The organism is Cupriavidus sp. 8B (assembly GCF_054589115.1).
In genome coordinates this window covers 136701-153338 of sequence record NZ_BAAILO010000432.1, presented here as the reverse complement: position 1 = coordinate 153338, position 16638 = coordinate 136701, and the positions used below count along the sequence as shown (strand labels likewise).

Here is a 16638-nt window from a genome sequence, read left to right as displayed (position 1 = left end):
CGGAGCGCCCTGGCACTACGGCGGCGGGCGATGACCCATCGCCGTCACGGCCGCGATGCCCCGGCTCTGCCGGCAGGCATCGTCGCAATAGGTCAACGCGGCGTCCACTGCCGCCCGCATATCCGTCGCGGCCGTCGCGGCCGCCGCGGCGGCTGGTGCGCGTTCGCTCGCGCCGTCCTCCCGGGCGGGAGGCGAGGCCGTAATCACGCCGGCGGCGAAGCCCAGCGCCAGTACCGCGCCGGCGGCCAACAGACAAGTGATGCGATATCGAGCCTTCACGACTGTCTCCTCTATGCTCGTATCCCTTCTTTTCCCGCTGCCGTGCTCTTGTAGCGCTGCGCTGGCGCCGGCACGGTCTCATGGACTTAAAGGTAGCCACTGGAGCGAAGAATTTCCTCGTCCAAGCAGACTAGGGGCGATCCCCTACACCTGCGCGCACCGTGAGCCGAGGGACTGGATGTGCGATGGACGAGGGAAATCCGGCGAGACGCTACCGTAACAGCCGGCTATTCCCCATACAGCCGCAGCAGCGGCCCGACGCACCCCGCCAGGTCCACCGGCGCCAGCCGCAGCGAACGGGCGCATAGCAGGCCCCAGAGGTGCGCCGCCAGCAGCGCGGCCTTGTCCCGCTCGCCCAGCAGCGCGCCAAGGCCGTCGCACAGCGCCTTGCCACGGGCACGGATGCGGACCGTCAGCTGGCATAGCTCGCACGCAGGCGTGCAAGCGTGGTGCAGCAAGCCGAGGACGATGCCCGCATAGCGCAGCACGGCCTCGTCCTGCAACATCGTCGCCAGCGCGCGCTCCAGCTCCAGGCGGGCCAGGCCGCGGACGTTACCGGCGATGGGGGCGAGCCGGCCGGCAATATGCGCCTCCGCGCGCGCCATGACGGCGGCCAGCAGGTCGGCGCGGCTACGGAAGTGCCCGTAGATCGCGCCGCGTGTCATGGCTATCGCGCTGGCCACCTGCGCCAGCGTGACGGATTGCACGCCCTGGCGCTCGAACAGTAGTTCCGCGCTGGCAAGGATGCACTCGCGCGTGACGGCCGCATCACGCGGGCAACGCCTTACCATGGCCACGCGGCAGCCAGGCCAGGCCGCACCCTATTGCGGATGCACGTCATCCGGCCCCCAGTAGGCGCGCATGCCGGTAATGCGCCCGTCGGCACCGAAGGTCAGCACGTCGGTCACGTCGATGCGTACCGAGTGCCCCTGCATTTGCGCGTACACCGCGAAGCTCAAGGCCGCGGCATTGCCGTGCGAGCCCCGCGGCGGCGCCACCACTTCCAGACGCGCGCCGAGCGAGGTCGCGTGCCGGTAGAAGGCGAGGATGTTCTCTCGCCCGGCAATCGCCGGGCTGCCAACGGGGTCCTCGACGGTCGCGTTGTCGGCAAACAGCGCCGCCACGCGCTCGGCGTCCGCCGCATTGAAAGCGGCCACGTAGGCGAGCAAGGCGGCCTTCATGTCGGCGCTTTTGTTCGTGGTCATGGTCGTAGCCGTGGCCGTAGTCGCGGTCATGTCGATGGTCATTCCCTTCCTCATTGAAGATGAAGACGCTCAACGCGCCGTATAGCCGCTGTCGATCACCAGTTCCGCACCAGTCATGTAGCGGGCCGCGTCGGATACCAGGTACAGGATCCCCGCGGCGATATCGCGCGGCTCGCTGGATATCGTGATTCACAACGCTGGCGGCGCGCCTTTCGCGCTCGCCGCGGACGCTTCGCCGCGCCTGATGGAATCGATCATCCGCCTGAACCTGGCGGCGCAAGGCAACGGGCATATCGTCAACATCGCTTCCATGGCAGGGCTTTCCGTGGGTCCCTGGCTTACGCCCTATACCGTGTCCAAACAGGGCGTGGTGGCGTTGAGCGAGAGCCTGGCGATGGAGCTGCAGGCGGCGGGGCTGCCGCTCAAGGTGTCGGTGGCGTGCCCCGGCCCCGTGGCCACCGGCATCGCCCTCGACCTGCCGGCAGGCGCGCAAAGCGGCGTCGGCGTCATGAACCAGGCGCTACGCGCGACCATCGCGCAGGGCATGCCGGCGGCAACCATGGCACGGCACATCCTCGACGGCGTCGCCGCCGGAGACTTCTGGATCCTGCCGCATGCCGAAGCCGCCGCCGCCGCGCAAGCGCGCGCGAACGGCATTGCCAGCGGCAAGACGCCCGCATTCGCCTTCTAAAGCGCGCCCGCACCCACTTCCCTGCACTTCCTCCCGCCTGCACAAGGAAAAGCCAATGCCATTCGAATTCGATCCGCAAGTCCGCGCCCTGCTCGCCGCCATGGCGCAGTTCCCGCCACTCGACTTCACCACCATCACACCACAGGCCTACCGGGCAGTGTTGGCCGCGCAGCCACCGTTCGCACCGGGCGATGCGGTCGCGGAAGAACGCGAGCTGAGCGTGGCCGGTGCCGCCGGCCCCTTGCCCGCCCGCCTCTACAGGCCGCATGGCAATGGCCCCTGGCCGCTCACGGTGTTCTTCCATGGCGGTGGCTTCGTCGCCTGCGGGATCGAAACCCACCACAATATCTGCCGCTCGCTGGCGAACCGCGCGGGCACCCTGGTGCTGTCGGTCGGCTACCGGCTGGCGCCGGAGGCACGCTTTCCCGCGGCCGCCGACGATGCCTGCGCGACGCTGCGCTGGAGCGCGGCGCACGCCGCCGAACTGGGGGCGTTGCCGGACAGGCTGGCGGTCGCCGGCGACAGCGCGGGCGGCAACCTGGCCGCGGTCGCGTGCCAGCAATTGCGCGGCAGCGTGGCGCTGCGCCACCAGTTGCTGCTGTATCCCTACCTGGATTGCGCGGACGAATCCGGCAGCTGGCGCAGCTTCGCGCAGGGCTGCTTCCTGACCGAGGACATGCTGCGCTGGTATGCCCGCCACTATCTCCCCGAGCCGCCCGACCCGCGCCACGCCGCCGATGTGCGCGCCAGCCCGCTGCGCCAGCGCGAACTGGCGGGCGTGGCGCCGGCCACCATCATTACGGCCGAATACGATCCCCTGCGCGATCAGGGCGAGGCCTACGGCGCCGCCATGCAGCGCGCTGGCGTGGCCGCCGCGGTCCATCGTTGGCCTGGGCAGATCCATGGCTTCATGAGCATGCAGGGCTTGCTCGACGCGGCCGACGCCGCGCTCGACCAGGCAGCGGCCGCCTTGCGCGCCGCCTTTGCCGATGAGCGGGAGGCGGCATGAGCCCCGCACCGATCGGCGACGTGCTGCGCGCCATCGCCACCGGCCAGCGGGTCGTGGTCACCGAGGACGACACGGCGGAGTCCAGCGGATGCGTGCTGGTCGCAGCGGACAAGATCAGCGAGGCCGACGTCAACTTCATGGCGGCGCACGCGCGCGGCCTGGTCTGCCTGGCCATCACCGAATCCAGGCGGCGGCAGTTGAGCTTGCCGATGATGGCGGGCACTGGCAGGCAGCGCGAGCCCTTCACCGTGTCGATCGAAGCTGTGGATGGCGTCTCCACCGGCATCTCCGCCGCCGACCGAGCGCTGACGATGCGCGTTGCCAGCGCCGCGCATGCCAGGGCCGGCCACCTGGTCCAGCCCGGCCATGTCTTTCCCATCGTGGCGCAACCCGACGGCGTGCTGCGCCGCGCCGGTTTCGCCGAAGCCTGCTCGGACCTGCCCAGGCTGGCGGGCCGCGAGGCCGCCGGCGCATATACGGTGTTGCTGGACGATGCCGGCGAGTTGCTGCGCGGCGCCGCGCTGCTGGCCTTCGCCCGCGAGCACGGGCTGATGGTCTGCGCGATCAGCGACCTGATCCATCATCGCCTGCTGGTGGAGGGCGCGCTGCGCCGCAGCCAGAGCAGCCGGCTGGCCACGCCCTACGGCGAGTTCGCCGTGCATGCGTACCACGACGAACCCGTCGACGCCGTGCACCTGGCGCTGGTGCTGGGCCGCCCGGAGCCGGGCAAGCCGGTGCTGACGCGCGTGCAGACGGTGGAGACCTTGCGCGATGTGCTCGCCTTCGAGTCAGCGCAAACCCAGGCGGCGCACGCGCCAGGCTGGAACCTGGCGCGCTCGCTGGCGCGCATCGGCGCGGAGGGTTGCGGCATCCTGGTCTTGCTGGCCGAGCGCGAGCCGCCGCAGCGGCTGCTCGACCAGGTCGCGCGCCTGGGCCACGCCGAAGAACAACCCAAGCCGCCATCGTTCGCGCAGCGGGCCCTGGGCGTGGGGGCGCAGATCCTGCGGGACCAGGGTGCGCGCAAGCTGCGGCTGCTGAGCCAGCCGGTGCCCTATCGCAATATCGCGGGCTTCGAACTGGAGGTCACCGAGTTCGTGCCACCGGGCTGAGCGAGTGCTGCTATTTCCTGCGCCAGCCGCATCGCCGCGTCGCGCAGCACATCGTCCTGCGCCGCGGCATAGCCGATCACCAGCGCCGGCGGCAGCACCCGCTCCCGGCGGAACTCGCTGATGCCCTGCAGCGCCAGGTTTGCGCCGGCACAGGCCTGCACCACCTGGCGCTCGCTGACGCCGTCCGGCAGCCACAGCACGAAATGAAACCCGGCATGCTCCCCGCTTACGCGCAGGTGTTCGCCAAGGACCCCGCGCAACACCGCCAGCACCATATCGCGGCGGCGCAGGTAGACGTTCCTGGAGACGCGCAGGTGGCGCGATAGCGCCCCGGAGCGGATGAAGGCGGCGAGCGCGAGTTGCTCCACCAGGCTGTTGGAGCGGCCGGTGGTGGCGCGCAACTGGCGCAAGGCCGGCCGCAACGCATCCGGCATCACCACATAGCCGATCCGCAGCGAGGCATAGAGGCTCTTGTTGAAACTGCCGCAGTGGATCACGCGATCGCCGCCATCCAGTGCCTTGAGCGCGGGCAGCGGCGCGCGGCTGTAGTTGAACTCGCTGTCGTAGTCGTCCTCCAGGATCCAGGCACCGTGCGCCTGCGCCCAGTCGAGCAGGGCCAGCCGCCGGCTCACGGACATCGTCAGGCCCAACGGCGCCTGGTGGGCGGGCGTGACGTACACCAGCGCGGCATCCGCATGCTGGCGAATACCGTCCATCGAGATGCCTTCCTCATCGACCGGCACCGGCGAGATGCGCTGCGAGGACAAGCCGAACAGCGGCACCGCCGAGAGATAGGCGGGATCCTCCAGCAGCACGCGGCCTTGCTCGCGCAGCACCACGCGCGCGGTCAGGTCGATCGCCTGCCGGATGCCGGTGACGATCATCAGCTGGCCGGCATCGCAGCGGATGCCGCGGGTCGCCCGCAGGTAGGCGGCGATTTCCCCACGCAAGGCCAGGTCGCCGCAGGGATCGTCGTCGCCAAGTTGCTGCGCGGACAACGACCGCAGCGCGCGGCTGACATGGCTGCGCCATTCGTCGAGCGGGAACAAGGCGGGATCGGCCAGGCGGGCCACGAAGGGCAGGCCCGCCACGACGCGCGTCGGCGGCGCCACGGCTGTCGGGGGAGCGATGGACTGCGCCGCGGGTTGGCTGATTTCCTGCAGCGAGAAATCTTCAGGCAGCCTGGCGCTCACGCGCGAGCCCGAGCCGACCCGGCTCGATATATACCCCTCCAGCCGCAACTGATCGAACGCCAGCTCCACGATCCCCCGCGACACCGCCCAACGCGCCGCGAGCGAACGGGTGGACGCCAGCCTGGCGCCGCGCTGCAGGCTGCCACCGAGAATGGCCTGGCGGATGTTGCGATACACCCAGGCCTGCTTGGCCTCTCCCGCATTCCTTGGCAGCACCGCCAGGTCCAGCACTTCGGCATCGCGCATCTTTGGCATAAATGGCCCAATTAAAAAATCAGTTTTCGGCACTTTTAATTGTACCAATCTGGCGCGATAGTCCAGGCGAACCCACTCACCGAAATGTCATGGATCCCTTCGCCACGCTGCATCAACCCATTGGTGTCTTCGACGCCGGCATCGGCAGCTATGCCGCCGTACGGCTCCTTCAGGAGCGCTTCCCCAGCCAGGACCTGATCTATCTCGCCGACCGCGCCAGCTTTCCCTACGGCGGCAAAAACAGGCAGGCCTTGCTGGAGGTCACGGCGCAAGCCGTGCAACGCCTGCAGGGGCTGGGCGCGAGCGCCATCCTGATGGCGTCCAATGCGCCTTCGGTCACCGTGCTGGAGGATTTGCGCCGCACCGCCAGCGTGCCGCTATTTGGCGTGGTGCCGCCGGTTGCCGAGGCCCTGGCGCTGTCGAAGTCCCGGCAAATCGGCGTCCTGGGCGTGCGCTCGATGGTGCAGAGTCCCGAGCTTGGCGCGTATATCGCCGCGGCCAGCCGGGGGCGCGGGCAAGCATTTTCGTTCAACGCCTCCGCCCTGGTCGACCTGGTGGAGTCGGGTGCGTTCCTGACCGATCCCGCGCGCACCGCCGCGCAAGTCGACGCCTTCGTGCGTGCAATTCTCGCCACGCAACCAGAGATTGATGTCTTCACGTTGTCGTCCACGCACCTGCCCTGGCTCGATGCCTACTTCCAGCGGCTGTTTCCCGGCAAGGCCTTCGTCGATCCGGTGCGCGCCTCGATCGAAGCGCTCGAGTGCCTGACGACAACCGGCACAGGCCGGGTCGTTTGTGCTGTCACGGAAAACCCAACGCATACCGCATCGGCGTTCCGTTCGATGCTGGCCGCCATGCGCATCGACCTGCAACCCGTCGTCCTTGGAGACCCTCAATGAAATCCTGTTCACCGCTTTACCATCCAATGCGCCGGGCCTTGCTCACCGTCTTGCTGGCCGCGACGAGCCTCGCGGTGCAAGCCGAGGTGTTCCCCGCCAGGCCGATCACGCTGGTGGTGCCCTTTCCCGCAGGCGGCACGACCGACTACGTGGCCAGGGTGGTCGCTGACCGGCTCGGGCAGCGGCTGGGCAAGGCCATCGTCATCGATAACAAGCCAGGCGCCGGCGGCAGCATCGGCATGGGGTTCGTGGCGCGCAGCGCTGCCGACGGCTACACGCTGGGCATGGCCACGGTCAGCACGCACGTGGTCAATCCCGCCTGCAACGCGCACCTTCCCTACGATGCGGACAAGAGCTTGCGGCCGATCACCAACCTGGCGAATACGGCGAACGTGCTGACGGTCAGGCGGGATTTCGCGGCAAGCGATGCGCGGGCGCTGCTCGACATGATCCAGCGCAGCCCGGGCAAATTGTCGTTCGCCAGCACCGGCACCTGCAGCGGCACGCACATCATGGCCGAGCAGTTCCAGGCGGCTACCGGCACCCGTCTCGTCCACGTGCCTTACAAAGGTGCCGGCCCGGCACTCAACGACCTGATGGGCGGCCAGGTCAACATGATGTTCGACAACCTGCCCTCGTCCATGCCATACATCAAGAGCGGCAAGCTGCGCGCGCTGGCGGTTGCGTGGCCCAAGCGCCTTCCCGCGCTGCCGGACGTTCCCACTTTCGCGGAACTTGGGCTGAAGGCCGTGAATGACGGCGCCTGGTACGGCCTGGTGGCACCAGCCGGCACCCCGGATGCCATCGTGCAGCGCATCCAGGCCGAAGCGGCCAAGGTACTGGCCGAGCCCGCGCTGCAGGAGCGTTTGCGCGCGGCAGGCGCGGAGCCCGCCGGCAACACGCCCGAGCGCTTCGCCGCGGACATCCAGGCCGAACGCGGCAGGATCAAGGCCCTGGTGGCGAAGCAGGGCATCAAGCTGGAGAACTAGCCCTTGGCCGCAACTTCCGCATCCACCGCGGCAAACACTTCCTCCGCCATATGGAAGGCCGAGTTGGCTGCCGGCACGCCGCAATAGATCGCGGTCTGCAGCAGCACTTCCTTGACCTCGTCGCGGCTCACGTTGTTGTTGGCCGCGGCGCGCAGGTGCAGCTTGAGTTCGTCGCTGCGGTTGAGCGCCACCATCATGGCGATGGTGATCAGGCTGCGCGAATGGCGCGGCAAGCCTTCGCGCGTCCAGATCTCGCCCCATGCATAGCGCGTGATCAGGTTCTGGAACTCTTCGGTCAGCGGATTGAGCTTGGCCAGCGAGCGATCCACGTGGGCGCTGCCCAGCACCGCGCGGCGCACGGCCAGGCCGGCCTGGTAGCGCTCGCCATCGTTGGCGGGACGGCTGGCGGGCTGTTGCGCATCGCCGCCCAGGAAGTCCAGCAACGCCTCGGTGAAGCGCGCCGGCTGCTCGCGGTTGGACAAGTGGGCCGCCTCCAGCTCCAGATACTTCGCGCCCGGAATGGCGTCGGCCAGCGCGCGCCCTTCCGCCGCCGTGGTGGACGGGTCCGCGCAGCCGGCAATCACCAGCACTGGCACGGGAATCGTCTTGACCGCCTCGCGCAGGTCTGCGTCGCGCACCGCCGCGCAGTTGGCGGCATAGCCGCGCGCGTCCAGGCCGGTCAGCACGTTGCGCAGGTCGTCCAGCTGGTTGCCGGCGGCGCTGACGAAGGCTGGCGTGAACCAGCGCTGCAACGAGCCTTCCACCAGCGGCGCCATGCCGTCGCGCAGCACGCCTTCGATACGCGTGTTCCACGCATCGGGCGTGCCGATCTTGGGCGCGGTGTTGGCCAGCACGATGCGGGTGAAGCGCTGCGGCGCGTTCACGCCCAGCCACATGCCGGTGAGGCCGCCCATCGACAAGCCGCAGAAGGCGGCCTTCTGGATCTGCAAGGCGTCCATCAACGCAATGACATCGCTGCCCAGCTCCGCCACGCTGCTCGGTCCCGGGGGCAATGCGGACTGGCCGTGGCCGCGGGTGTCATAGCGCAGGATGCGCAATGACTTGCCCAGCGCTTCGGCCTGGGGCGCCCACATCGTGTGGTCGGTGCCCAGCGAGTTGGAGAAGATGAGGACGGGCGCGGTGGCCGGGCCTTCCAGCGTGTAGAAGAGGCGGTTGCCGGCGTGGGTGATGAAAGGCAAGGTGGTCTCCAGAGAATTGGGTTCGGTGCGTTAGTTCACAACGCGCGATTGCAGCGTCTGATCGAAGCGTCTAGTCGAAGCAAATGATCGAAGCAACCAATCGCAGCGTCAGTCGACATACAGGTACGTGTCTTCTTCAGTCCTGGAACAATCTCAATGCTGTGCGGCGTCGTGCCGCCATGCCGCCAGTACGGCATCGACAAAGCCCCCGGTCTGCCCGGCATAGTTGGCGGGATCGCAAACCTGGTCCAGCGCCGCCGCATCCATCAGCCCGGCATGCGTGGGATCCTCGGCCAGGGTCGCGCCCAGCGCTTCGCGCAATGTCGTGCCTTCGGCCCCAGCCCGGCGGCAGGCGCCTTCCACCAGGTGATGCGCGGGCAGCCGGCCAATCTTGCCGCCGAGCTCCAGCATGGCGGCTTCCGCCAGGATCAGCCCGTGCGTCAAGCCCAGGTTGGCGCGCATGCGCGCGGCATCCACCTGCAATCCTCCCACCACTTCCAGCATTTGCCGCAATGCCCCTGCTGCCAGCGTGACGATTTGCGGCAAGGTATCCCATTCCGCCTGCCAGCCACCCAGCGCGCGCTCATGCTCCTGCACCATGCCGGCCAGCATGGTCGCCACCAGTGGCGGCACGCGCACGGCGGCGGTGAGCACGGCGGCGCAGCCAACCGGGTTGCGCTTGTGCGGCATGGTGCTGGAGCCGCCGCGCCCGGGGCCGGTGGGCTCCGCTACCTCGGCGACTTCCGTCTGCATCATCAGCGACACGTCGCGGGCGATCTTGCCCAGCGTGCCGGCGAGCATGCCGAGCGTGGTGGCCACCTCGACCATGCGGTCGCGGTAGGCATGCCAGGGCGTGGCGGCGACCTCCAGCGAGAGCTCGCGGCCAAGCGCCGTTGCCACCGCCGGCGCGGCGGCACCCAGGCTGGCCAGCGTGCCGGCGGCGCCGCCGAATTGCAGCGCGGCAGCCTGCGTGCGCGCGGCGCCGAGGCGGCGCAGGTCGCGGAGAAGGGCATCGAGCCAGCCGGCGGCCTTGAGGCCAAAGGTGGTGGGCAGCGCGTGCTGCAGCCAGGTGCGCGCCACCATCGGCGTGTCACGGTGCTGCGTGGCGAGCGCAGCGCAGGCATGGCCAAGCGCCTTGAGATCGGCGTCGACGGCCTGCAGCGCTTCACGCAATTGCAGCACCATGCCGGTGTCGATCGCGTCCTGGCTGGTGGCGCCCCAGTGCACGTAGCGCGCGGCTTGCGCGTCGCGCGCGGCCACGCGGGCGGTGAGCTGCTTGACGAGCGGAATGGCGAGGTTGCCGCCCGCCACGGCGGCGGCGGCCAGCGCGTCAAAGTCGATCTCGTCGGCGCGGCAAGTGGCGGCGATCACCGCGGCGGCGTCCGCGGGGATGACCCCGCAGCTGGCCTCGGCACGCGCCAGCGCAGCTTCAAAATCGAGCATGCGCTGGACCGTTGCCGTATCGGAGAAAGCGGCCAGCGTGGCGGCGCTGCCGAACATCGGGTCGGTCAGTCGGGATGAAGTCGGCATCGATTCAGGTTCGCATCGGCATGGAAAAACCCCAGCGCCGGACCATGGCAGGTCCCGCGCCGGGGCTCGTTGCAGCGCGGGGCGCTGGCAAAGGCAATGACTGCGCCCAGGATCAGATGTCGAAGAAGACGGTCTCGTCCTGGCCTTGCAGCACTACCTGCCATTGCAGCTTGCCTGCGCCTGCCTGCTGCGCCACCAGCGTATGGCGGCGCGCTGCGCTCACCTGCGACAACGCCCAGTCGCGTGCGTTGGCCTGCGCTTCGTCCGGGAAGTATAGGCGCGTGGACAAATGCTTGAGCAGGCCGCGCATGAACAGTGAGACGACGATATGCGGCGCCTGCGGCTGGCCGTCGGGGCCGGGCACGGGACCCGGCTTGACGGTGACAAAGCGGAAGCTGCCGTCGGGCCCGGTCGGCAGCCGGCCAAAGCCGGTGAAACCCGGCACCAGTGCCGTCCCGGCGCCATCGCGCGCGTCCTCGGGGTGGCGGTAGCGGCCGGCCGGGTTGGCCTGCCAGATCTCAACCATGCCATCGGGCACGGGATCGCCCTTGCCGTCGACCACGCGGCCTTCGATCACGATGCGCTCGCCCGTCAGTTCGGGGGCCTCGGCAGTCAGGTCGGCACGGTCAAGGCCGGACAGGCCGATATGCAGGTAGGGTCCAACGGTCTGGGATGCGGTGGCGTACAACATGGCTTACTCCATCGGCGTGGCATCGCGGCCACGCAGCACGATATCGAAACGGTAGCCGAGCGCGTACTCGGGGGACGTGGTTTCCCAGTCGAAGGCGGCCACCAGGCGATCGCGGGCCTTGGCGTCGGGCACGCAATTGAAGATGGGATCGAAGGCGAGCAGCGGGTCGCCCGGGAAATACATCTGCGTCACCAGCCGCGTGGCATAAGCGTTGCCGAAAAGCGAGAAATGGATATGCTGCGGCCGCCAGGCGTTGTGGTGATTGCGCCAGGGATAGGCACCGGGCTTGATGGTCTTGAACTGGTAGCGGCCCTGCGCGTCGGTCACCGCGCGGCCTTCGCCGGTGAAATTGGGATCGAGCGGCGCGTCGTGCTGGTCGCGCTTGTGCACGTAGCGGCCGGCGGCATTGGCCTGCCAGACCTCGATCAGCGCGTTCGGCACGGGACGGCCGTTTTCATCGAGCACGCGGCCGCTGACCAGAATGCGTTCGCCGATGGGCTCGCCGGCGTGGCCGGCGGTCAGGTCGCTGTCGCCATTGCGCACGAACTCGGCGCCGAACAGCGGGCCGGTCACCTCGGACAGCGTCTGGTTCAGCGCCACCAGCGGCTCGTTGGGCGAGCGCAGCAGCGTGGAACCGTAGGGGTCAAAGCGGTATTCAGGCTGGGTGTCCCAGTAGTGGCGGCGATATTGCGCCAGCCCTGGCGGCAGCTTGATGGGCGAGTCGGCCATGATACGTGTCTCCGTGGGGTGGAATTTTCATTACTTTATTTGCATATAGAACGCATGTATATTGAGTTTTTCGACTATTTGCATAACTTTTCGATATGCAACCCACCTTCCAATCCACCTTCCGCAACCGGGTTCGCCTGCGCCACCTCCATTGCTTCGTGGCCGTGGCGCAAACCCAGCACCTGGGCCAGGCCGGAGAACAGCTTGGCCTTAGCCAGCCCGCCGTTTCCAAGACCCTGACCGAGCTGGAGGAGCTGCTTGGCGCACGTTTGCTCGCCCGCAGCCGGGCAGGCACCGACCTGACCGAGCTGGGCCAGCGTTTTCTGCGCCACGCCTTGCGCGTGCTGGAGGACCTGGACGAAGCCGCGGATAGCATCGGTAGCTCGGCCACCGCGGGGCGTCGGCATATCCGGCTGGGCGCCCTGCCCAGCGTGGTGCCGGACTTGCTGCAGGAGGCGGTGCTGGCGTTCCGCCGCACGCATCCGGAAGTCGGCCTGGCGGTGCAGACGGGCATGAACCGCACGCTGATCGATTGGCTGAAGGCCGATCTGCTCGATATCGTGATCGGCCGCATGGACAATCCGGCGGTGATGGAGGGGCTGTGGTTTGAAATGCTGAACACCGAGCCGCTGCTGCTGGCGGTGCGCAAGGGACATCCGCTGAGCGCGATGCCGCCGTCCATGGCAGACGTCATGGCCTTCCCGCTGGTGGTGCCGGCGCAGGGCTCGGTGCCGCGCCACAGCGCGGAAAGCCTGCTGGCACGTCACGGCTTCGTGTTGCCGCACGGCGTACTGGAGACCGCGGACGCGTACCTGGGCCTGCTCATTGCGCAGAAATCCGACGCCGTCTGGCTGGCGCCGCGCTGCGCCATGCGCCAGGCCCTGGAGGACGGGGAGCTGGTGCTGCTACCCATCTCGGGCCAGGGCAGCGAGGAGCCGGTCGGGCTGCTACGTCAGGGCGGGCGCGACCTCGACGATGCCGCCGAGGCCTTTGTACAGGATCTGCGCGAGCGCGCCGCCCAGCGCTCGCGCGGGCTGGCGCCCAAGGCGAAGGGGTAACCCCGTGCACGAGCCCGCCGAATCGCCGCGGCCCGCTCCCACCCCTTGATTAGCCAAAGCCAGCGCGGCGGTCAGCCCCCCCAGCTGCCGCGCATCGCTCCCCTTACATCTCGGTCGCGTCTTCGATTTTCTTGCCGGCCGGACGCGCCACGTCAGGGGACAGCTGCAGGAAGATCCACGCGGAAGCCGAGGTAATCAGCCCCACGCAGATAAACGTGGCATGGAACGCCGGCAGCGCGCTGGTAGCGCCGTGGCGGCCGAAGGTCCCCTGGAAGGTCGCCAGCAACGCACCGGCCGACGTCACCGCCAGGCTCATCGACAGCATCTGCACCATTGACAGCAGGCTGTTGCCGCCGCTGGCCCCGGCCGTGCCGAGATCCTTCAGCGTGACCGTGTTCATGGCAGTGAACTGGATCGAATTGACCGCCCCGAAGATGGCCAGCTGCACCAGCACCAGCGCGAGCGGCTGGGTGGGCGAGATCAGCGCGAACGACGCCATTGCCAGTCCCACCACGAAGGTATTGGTGACCAGCACCTTGCGATAGCCATGACGCTCGATCAGCCCGGTGGCAAGCCGCTTGGATGCCATGCCCGCCGCCGTGATCGGCAGCATCATCAGGCCCGCCTGGAACGGCGAATATCCAAGGCTGATTTGCAGTGTCAGCGGGATCAGGAACGGCATGGCGCCATTGCCGATGCGTGCAAACAGGTTGCCTAGCAGGCCCACGCTGAAGGTATGGATGCGAAACAGCCGGAGCGCAAACAGCGGGCGCCGTCGCCGCGTGGCGTGCAGGACATAAGCGGTCAGCGAAGCCATGCTGGCGATCAGCAGCATCAGCACGGTGGCATGCTCGAAGCCAAGTTCCGCCAGGCCATCCAGCGAAAACGAAATCGTCAGCATCGAGATCGCCAGCAACAGATAACCACCAAGATCGAACGGCGCCACGCCGTGCAGGCGCGCATTGGGCATATAGCGCATGGTAGCCAGCCCGCCCAGCAGCCCCACCGGCACATTGATCAGGAAGATCCAGTGCCAGGAAAAGGTCTGGGTCAGCCAGCCCCCCAGCGTCGGCCCGATCAGCGGCCCCACCATGCCGGGAATCGCCACGAAGCTCAGCGCCTGCAGGTACTGGTCCCGCGGAAACGTCCGCAGCACCGCCAGCCGGCCCACCGGCAGCAACATCGCGCCGCCCACGCCCTGCACCACCCGCGAGACCACCAGGAAAGTCAGGCTGTTGGAATATGCGCAGGCCAGCGAGCCGACGACAAACAGCACGATGGCGGTCTGGAAGATGGTGCGGGTACCAAAGCGGTCCGCCAGCCAGCCCGACGCCGGGATGATCACCGCCATGGTCAGCGAGTAGGCAATGATCACCGACTGCATCCGCAGCGGGCTCTCCCCCAGGCTTTTGGCCATTGAAGGCAATGCCGTATTGACGATGGTGGAATCCAGCGTCTGCATGAAGAAGCCGATAGCGACCACCCACAGCATGATCTGGCGAGTGCGGTCGTCGGTGGCAAGCGATGTGGTGTCTTGCATGGGATGTGGGCGTAGAGCGGCGCTGGGGCGGCTGTCGGGATAGTGTAGACCAGCGGCCACGGGCCCGGTGCCGGTGCCGGTGCCGATGCCGACGACATCCGATGGCAAGGTAAGCTTGCCGCCCGCCGCTCAGATCTCCGCCCTCAACCCCACAAAAAACCGCCGCCCCGGCGCTGGCTCGAAGTACCGCCCGTTGCTCTCGTTGACGATCACCGACCCGATGTAATGCCGGTCGGCAATATTGTCGATCCGGCCATACGCGTACCAGCGCATGCGCCCCACGCGGAAGTTGCATCCAGCGCGCAGGTTGAAGGTGGTGTATCCCGGCGCATATTGCGTGTTGAGGTCGTCGGCAAAGACGCGCCCTTCCACGCGCATTTCCACGCCCAGCGTGAGGTCCGCCACCGGCTTGTACGTGGCCTCGGCGAACAGGCTGTGGCGGGAGGTGCCGGGCAGGCGCTTGCCGGAGGCTACCGTTGCGCCCTGCGCATTGCGAAAGGCGTCGCCAAAATAGGCATCGAGCCACGTATAGGCCAGGCCGGTGCCATAGCGCTCGCCGGGGCCGTAGGTGCCGCGCCAGCCGAGTTCCAGCCCGCGGCGGTGTACGCCGTTGACGTTCTGGTAGACGGAGCGGCCGCTGTCGTTGGACAGCGGCACGATCTCGTTGTGGCTGCCGGCATCGAACAGCGCGGCTTCCAGCCGTTGCCCCTTGCCTTGCCATTTGACGCCGATCTCGCCCTGACGGCTGGTGGATGGCTGCAGGCCGAGGTTGGTGCCGGTGCCACCGGGGCCGTAGGCGACTTCGGTCAGCGTCGGGGTTTCAAAGCCGCGGCCAAGGTTGGCGTAGACATTGAGCGAGTCCAGCGCTTGCCAGACCACGCCGAGCACGGGGCTGACGTTGTTGTAGGTGGCGGTGCCGCTATTGTCGGGGCTGGCCGCGGTGATGTAATGATCGTCGATGCGCAGCTTGACCTGGCTGGCGCGCACGCCGCCGACGAGCCGCCAGGACGGGTTCCAGGTCCAGTCGAACTGGGCGAAGGCGCCCAGGCTGCCGGCCTTGTCGGTCTCGTCGCGGCGCAGCGCGCCCTGCGTGCCGTTCTGGTTGACGAAGCCGGTGCGCGCGTCGCGCATGCCGTCGGCGTCCACGCCGGCGCTCCATAGCAGCGGCAGGCCGCCCACCATGGTGTTGTGGTGCCACGACATCGCACCGCCGCCGTAGGATCTGTCGATATCCACGATGCCGCCCGCCGACGAGGGCGCGATGCCGCTGAAGCCCAGGTACTGGGTCAGCTCGCGGGTGCCCCCATAGAGGCGGAATTCAAGGTTGTCTTTATCGCTTAGTCGTTGCTCGACCAGCACGCCGCCCTGGTTCTGCCGGACGCTCTTGCGGGTATTGAACTGCGTGGCCAGCGCCACCGCCTGGCGCGGGTTGGCGTCGGCCTGGGCGCGCGTGAGGCCAAGCGGGTCCTGTGCCTGGGGCTGGTCGAACGCGTTGAACAACAACGTGACACGGGTGCCGGTGACCGGCTCCGCGACTACCTTGGCATTGAGCTGGCGGCGCCGGGCCGCGCTGTGGTCGCGGTAGCCGTCGGTCTCGAACGTCCATGCGTCCAGCACGCCGCCGATCTTGTCGTTGCCGCCGCCCACCGTCACGCCGGTCATCCATTGTCCGTCGGAGCCGAATCCGGTGGCGGCGCGCGCCATCGGCGCCTTGGGCGGATCGGGCGTGAAAACCTGCACGACGCCGCCCGAAGCGTTGCCATAGAGCTGGGCAAAGGGGCCGCGCAACACCTCGATGCGGCTGGCGTTGGTGAGATCGGCGGTGGAGGCCTGGCCCTGCCCGTCCGGCATGGTGGCGGGAATGCCGTCCACAAACAGCCGCACGCCGCGCACGCCGAAGGTGGAGCGGCTGCCAAACCCGCGCACGGCAAGCTGGAGGTCTTGCGCGTAGTTCTGGCGCTCGCGCGCGGCAACGCCAGGTACGCCCGCCAGTAGCTCGGAGAGGTTGACCAGTGGGCTCGGGGCGCTCAGCGAGTCGACGGGGACGCTGTCGATCGCGGCCGGCGCGTCAAAGCGTTTCTGCTCCGCGCGGCTGACGCTCACCACCACGTCGGGCAGCGTTTCCTCGGCCAAAGCCGCACCGGGCGCGGCGGCAAGCATCGCCGCCGCCAGGCAGCACAGGCGGTGCGAAGCCTCTTCGGAAACCCGCCTCCTGCTTCGCGCACCGCCCTTGTTGCCAGCCATATCCCTGCCCTGAGTTTG

The 16638-nt window shown here is 68.3% G+C and carries 16 protein-coding genes and 1 pseudogene; 6 read left to right on the top strand and 11 right to left on the bottom strand.

Annotation, left to right across the window (positions count from 1 at the left end; translation table 11 throughout):
• Positions 1 to 15 precede the first annotated feature (15 nt).
• The 4 genes and pseudogenes from ACYP5B_RS41675 to ACYP5B_RS41660 all read right to left on the bottom strand — a co-directional run.
• On the bottom strand, positions 16 to 279 hold the full coding sequence (locus ACYP5B_RS41675; protein WP_400091940.1) for a hypothetical protein: 264 nt from the start codon (positions 277 to 279) through the stop codon (positions 16 to 18).
• A gap of 227 nt (positions 280 to 506) precedes the next feature.
• On the bottom strand, positions 507 to 1070 hold the full coding sequence (locus ACYP5B_RS41670) for a TetR family transcriptional regulator (RefSeq protein ID WP_400091937.1): 564 nt from the start codon (positions 1068 to 1070) through the stop codon (positions 507 to 509).
• 30 nt (positions 1071 to 1100) lie between these two features.
• Positions 1101 to 1484, bottom strand: coding sequence for a nuclear transport factor 2 family protein (locus tag ACYP5B_RS41665; protein WP_400091935.1), 384 nt, complete (start codon positions 1482 to 1484; stop codon positions 1101 to 1103).
• Positions 1485 to 1553: 69 nt separating this feature from the next.
• Positions 1554 to 1658 (bottom strand): annotated as a pseudogene (locus ACYP5B_RS41660) (SDR family oxidoreductase); the annotation flags it as partial.
• 10 nt (positions 1659 to 1668) lie between these two features.
• Between ACYP5B_RS41660 and ACYP5B_RS41655 the strand changes: the two are divergent.
• From ACYP5B_RS41655 to ACYP5B_RS41645, 3 genes are read left to right on the top strand one after another with little or no spacing between them, the layout of a single operon-like run.
• On the top strand, positions 1669 to 2175 hold the full coding sequence (locus ACYP5B_RS41655) for an SDR family NAD(P)-dependent oxidoreductase (RefSeq protein WP_400091934.1): 507 nt from the start codon (positions 1669 to 1671) through the stop codon (positions 2173 to 2175).
• Between the two features lie 55 nt (positions 2176 to 2230).
• Positions 2231 to 3184: an alpha/beta hydrolase gene (locus ACYP5B_RS41650; RefSeq protein ID WP_459573525.1), complete on the top strand. Its 954-nt coding sequence runs from the start codon at positions 2231 to 2233 to the stop codon at positions 3182 to 3184.
• Entirely contained in the window at positions 3181 to 4293 is a 1113-nt protein-coding gene (locus ACYP5B_RS41645; RefSeq protein ID WP_400091931.1) for a 3,4-dihydroxy-2-butanone-4-phosphate synthase, read from the top strand. Before ACYP5B_RS41650 ends, ACYP5B_RS41645 begins: the two co-directional genes overlap by 4 nt.
• Here the strand turns inward: ACYP5B_RS41645 and pdxR are convergent.
• Positions 4236 to 5741, bottom strand: coding sequence for a MocR-like pyridoxine biosynthesis transcription factor PdxR (gene pdxR, locus ACYP5B_RS41640; RefSeq protein ID WP_459573524.1), 1506 nt, complete (start codon positions 5739 to 5741; stop codon positions 4236 to 4238). The two genes, ACYP5B_RS41645 and pdxR, sit on opposite strands and share 58 nt — an antisense overlap.
• A gap of 89 nt (positions 5742 to 5830) precedes the next feature.
• Here pdxR and ACYP5B_RS41635 point away from each other — a divergent pair, with 89 nt between their 5' ends.
• Positions 5831 to 6640, top strand: coding sequence for a glutamate racemase (locus ACYP5B_RS41635; RefSeq protein ID WP_400091927.1), 810 nt, complete (start codon positions 5831 to 5833; stop codon positions 6638 to 6640).
• Positions 6637 to 7629 carry a Bug family tripartite tricarboxylate transporter substrate binding protein gene (locus ACYP5B_RS41630; RefSeq protein WP_459573522.1) on the top strand — a complete coding sequence of 331 codons (993 nt, stop codon included), beginning with the start codon at positions 6637 to 6639 and terminating at the stop codon, positions 7627 to 7629. Before ACYP5B_RS41635 ends, ACYP5B_RS41630 begins: the two co-directional genes overlap by 4 nt.
• Here ACYP5B_RS41630 and pcaDC read toward each other — a convergent pair.
• The 4 genes from pcaDC to pcaH all read right to left on the bottom strand — a co-directional run bounded on the left by pcaDC (position 7626) and on the right by pcaH (position 11778).
• Positions 7626 to 8828, bottom strand: coding sequence for a bifunctional 3-oxoadipate enol-lactonase/4-carboxymuconolactone decarboxylase PcaDC (gene pcaDC / locus ACYP5B_RS41625; RefSeq protein WP_400091923.1), 1203 nt, complete (start codon positions 8826 to 8828; stop codon positions 7626 to 7628). The genes ACYP5B_RS41630 and pcaDC overlap by 4 nt on opposite strands.
• Positions 8829 to 8981: 153 nt before the next feature.
• Entirely contained in the window at positions 8982 to 10358 is a 1377-nt protein-coding gene (locus ACYP5B_RS41620) for a 3-carboxy-cis,cis-muconate cycloisomerase (RefSeq protein ID WP_459573521.1), read from the bottom strand.
• 112 nt (positions 10359 to 10470) lie between these two features.
• Positions 10471 to 11049: a protocatechuate 3,4-dioxygenase subunit alpha gene (pcaG, locus tag ACYP5B_RS41615; protein WP_318237025.1), complete on the bottom strand. Its 579-nt coding sequence runs from the start codon at positions 11047 to 11049 to the stop codon at positions 10471 to 10473.
• Positions 11050 to 11052: 3 nt separating this feature from the next.
• A complete protein-coding gene (gene pcaH / locus ACYP5B_RS41610) occupies positions 11053 to 11778 on the bottom strand; it encodes a protocatechuate 3,4-dioxygenase subunit beta (protein ID WP_459573520.1) in 726 nt (241 codons plus the stop codon).
• 95 nt (positions 11779 to 11873) lie between these two features.
• Here pcaH and ACYP5B_RS41605 point away from each other — a divergent pair, with 95 nt between their 5' ends.
• A complete protein-coding gene (locus ACYP5B_RS41605; RefSeq protein ID WP_459573519.1) occupies positions 11874 to 12836 on the top strand; it encodes a LysR substrate-binding domain-containing protein in 963 nt (320 codons plus the stop codon).
• Between the two features lie 103 nt (positions 12837 to 12939).
• Here ACYP5B_RS41605 and mdtD read toward each other — a convergent pair whose 3' ends face one another.
• Positions 12940 to 14376, bottom strand: a complete 1437-nt coding sequence (mdtD, locus tag ACYP5B_RS41600) for a multidrug transporter subunit MdtD (RefSeq protein ID WP_400091918.1) — start codon at positions 14374 to 14376, stop codon at positions 12940 to 12942.
• Between the two features lie 129 nt (positions 14377 to 14505).
• The gene (locus ACYP5B_RS41595) at positions 14506 to 16620 is read right to left on the bottom strand and encodes a TonB-dependent receptor family protein (protein ID WP_459573518.1); all 2115 of its coding nucleotides are present in this window, start codon (positions 16618 to 16620) and stop codon (positions 14506 to 14508) included.
• Positions 16621 to 16638 lie beyond the last annotated feature (18 nt).

Coding starts and splice junctions, on each gene's coding strand:
- ACYP5B_RS41670 (WP_400091937.1), bottom strand. CDS start 1,070: ATGGTAAGGCGTTGCCCGCGTGATGCGGCCGTCACGCGCGAGTGCATC.
- ACYP5B_RS41665 (WP_400091935.1), bottom strand. CDS start 1,484: ATGACCACGAACAAAAGCGCCGACATGAAGGCCGCCTTGCTCGCCTAC.
- ACYP5B_RS41650 (WP_459573525.1), top strand. CDS start 2,231: ATGCCATTCGAATTCGATCCGCAAGTCCGCGCCCTGCTCGCCGCCATG.
- ACYP5B_RS41645 (WP_400091931.1), top strand. CDS start 3,181: ATGAGCCCCGCACCGATCGGCGACGTGCTGCGCGCCATCGCCACCGGC.
- pdxR (WP_459573524.1), bottom strand. CDS start 5,741: ATGCCAAAGATGCGCGATGCCGAAGTGCTGGACCTGGCGGTGCTGCCA.
- ACYP5B_RS41635 (WP_400091927.1), top strand. CDS start 5,831: ATGGATCCCTTCGCCACGCTGCATCAACCCATTGGTGTCTTCGACGCC.
- ACYP5B_RS41630 (WP_459573522.1), top strand. CDS start 6,637: ATGAAATCCTGTTCACCGCTTTACCATCCAATGCGCCGGGCCTTGCTC.
- ACYP5B_RS41620 (WP_459573521.1), bottom strand. CDS start 10,358: ATGCCGACTTCATCCCGACTGACCGACCCGATGTTCGGCAGCGCCGCC.
- pcaG (WP_318237025.1), bottom strand. CDS start 11,049: ATGTTGTACGCCACCGCATCCCAGACCGTTGGACCCTACCTGCATATC.
- pcaH (WP_459573520.1), bottom strand. CDS start 11,778: ATGGCCGACTCGCCCATCAAGCTGCCGCCAGGGCTGGCGCAATATCGC.
- ACYP5B_RS41605 (WP_459573519.1), top strand. CDS start 11,874: ATGCAACCCACCTTCCAATCCACCTTCCGCAACCGGGTTCGCCTGCGC.
- mdtD (WP_400091918.1), bottom strand. CDS start 14,376: ATGCAAGACACCACATCGCTTGCCACCGACGACCGCACTCGCCAGATC.
- ACYP5B_RS41595 (WP_459573518.1), bottom strand. CDS start 16,620: ATGGCTGGCAACAAGGGCGGTGCGCGAAGCAGGAGGCGGGTTTCCGAA.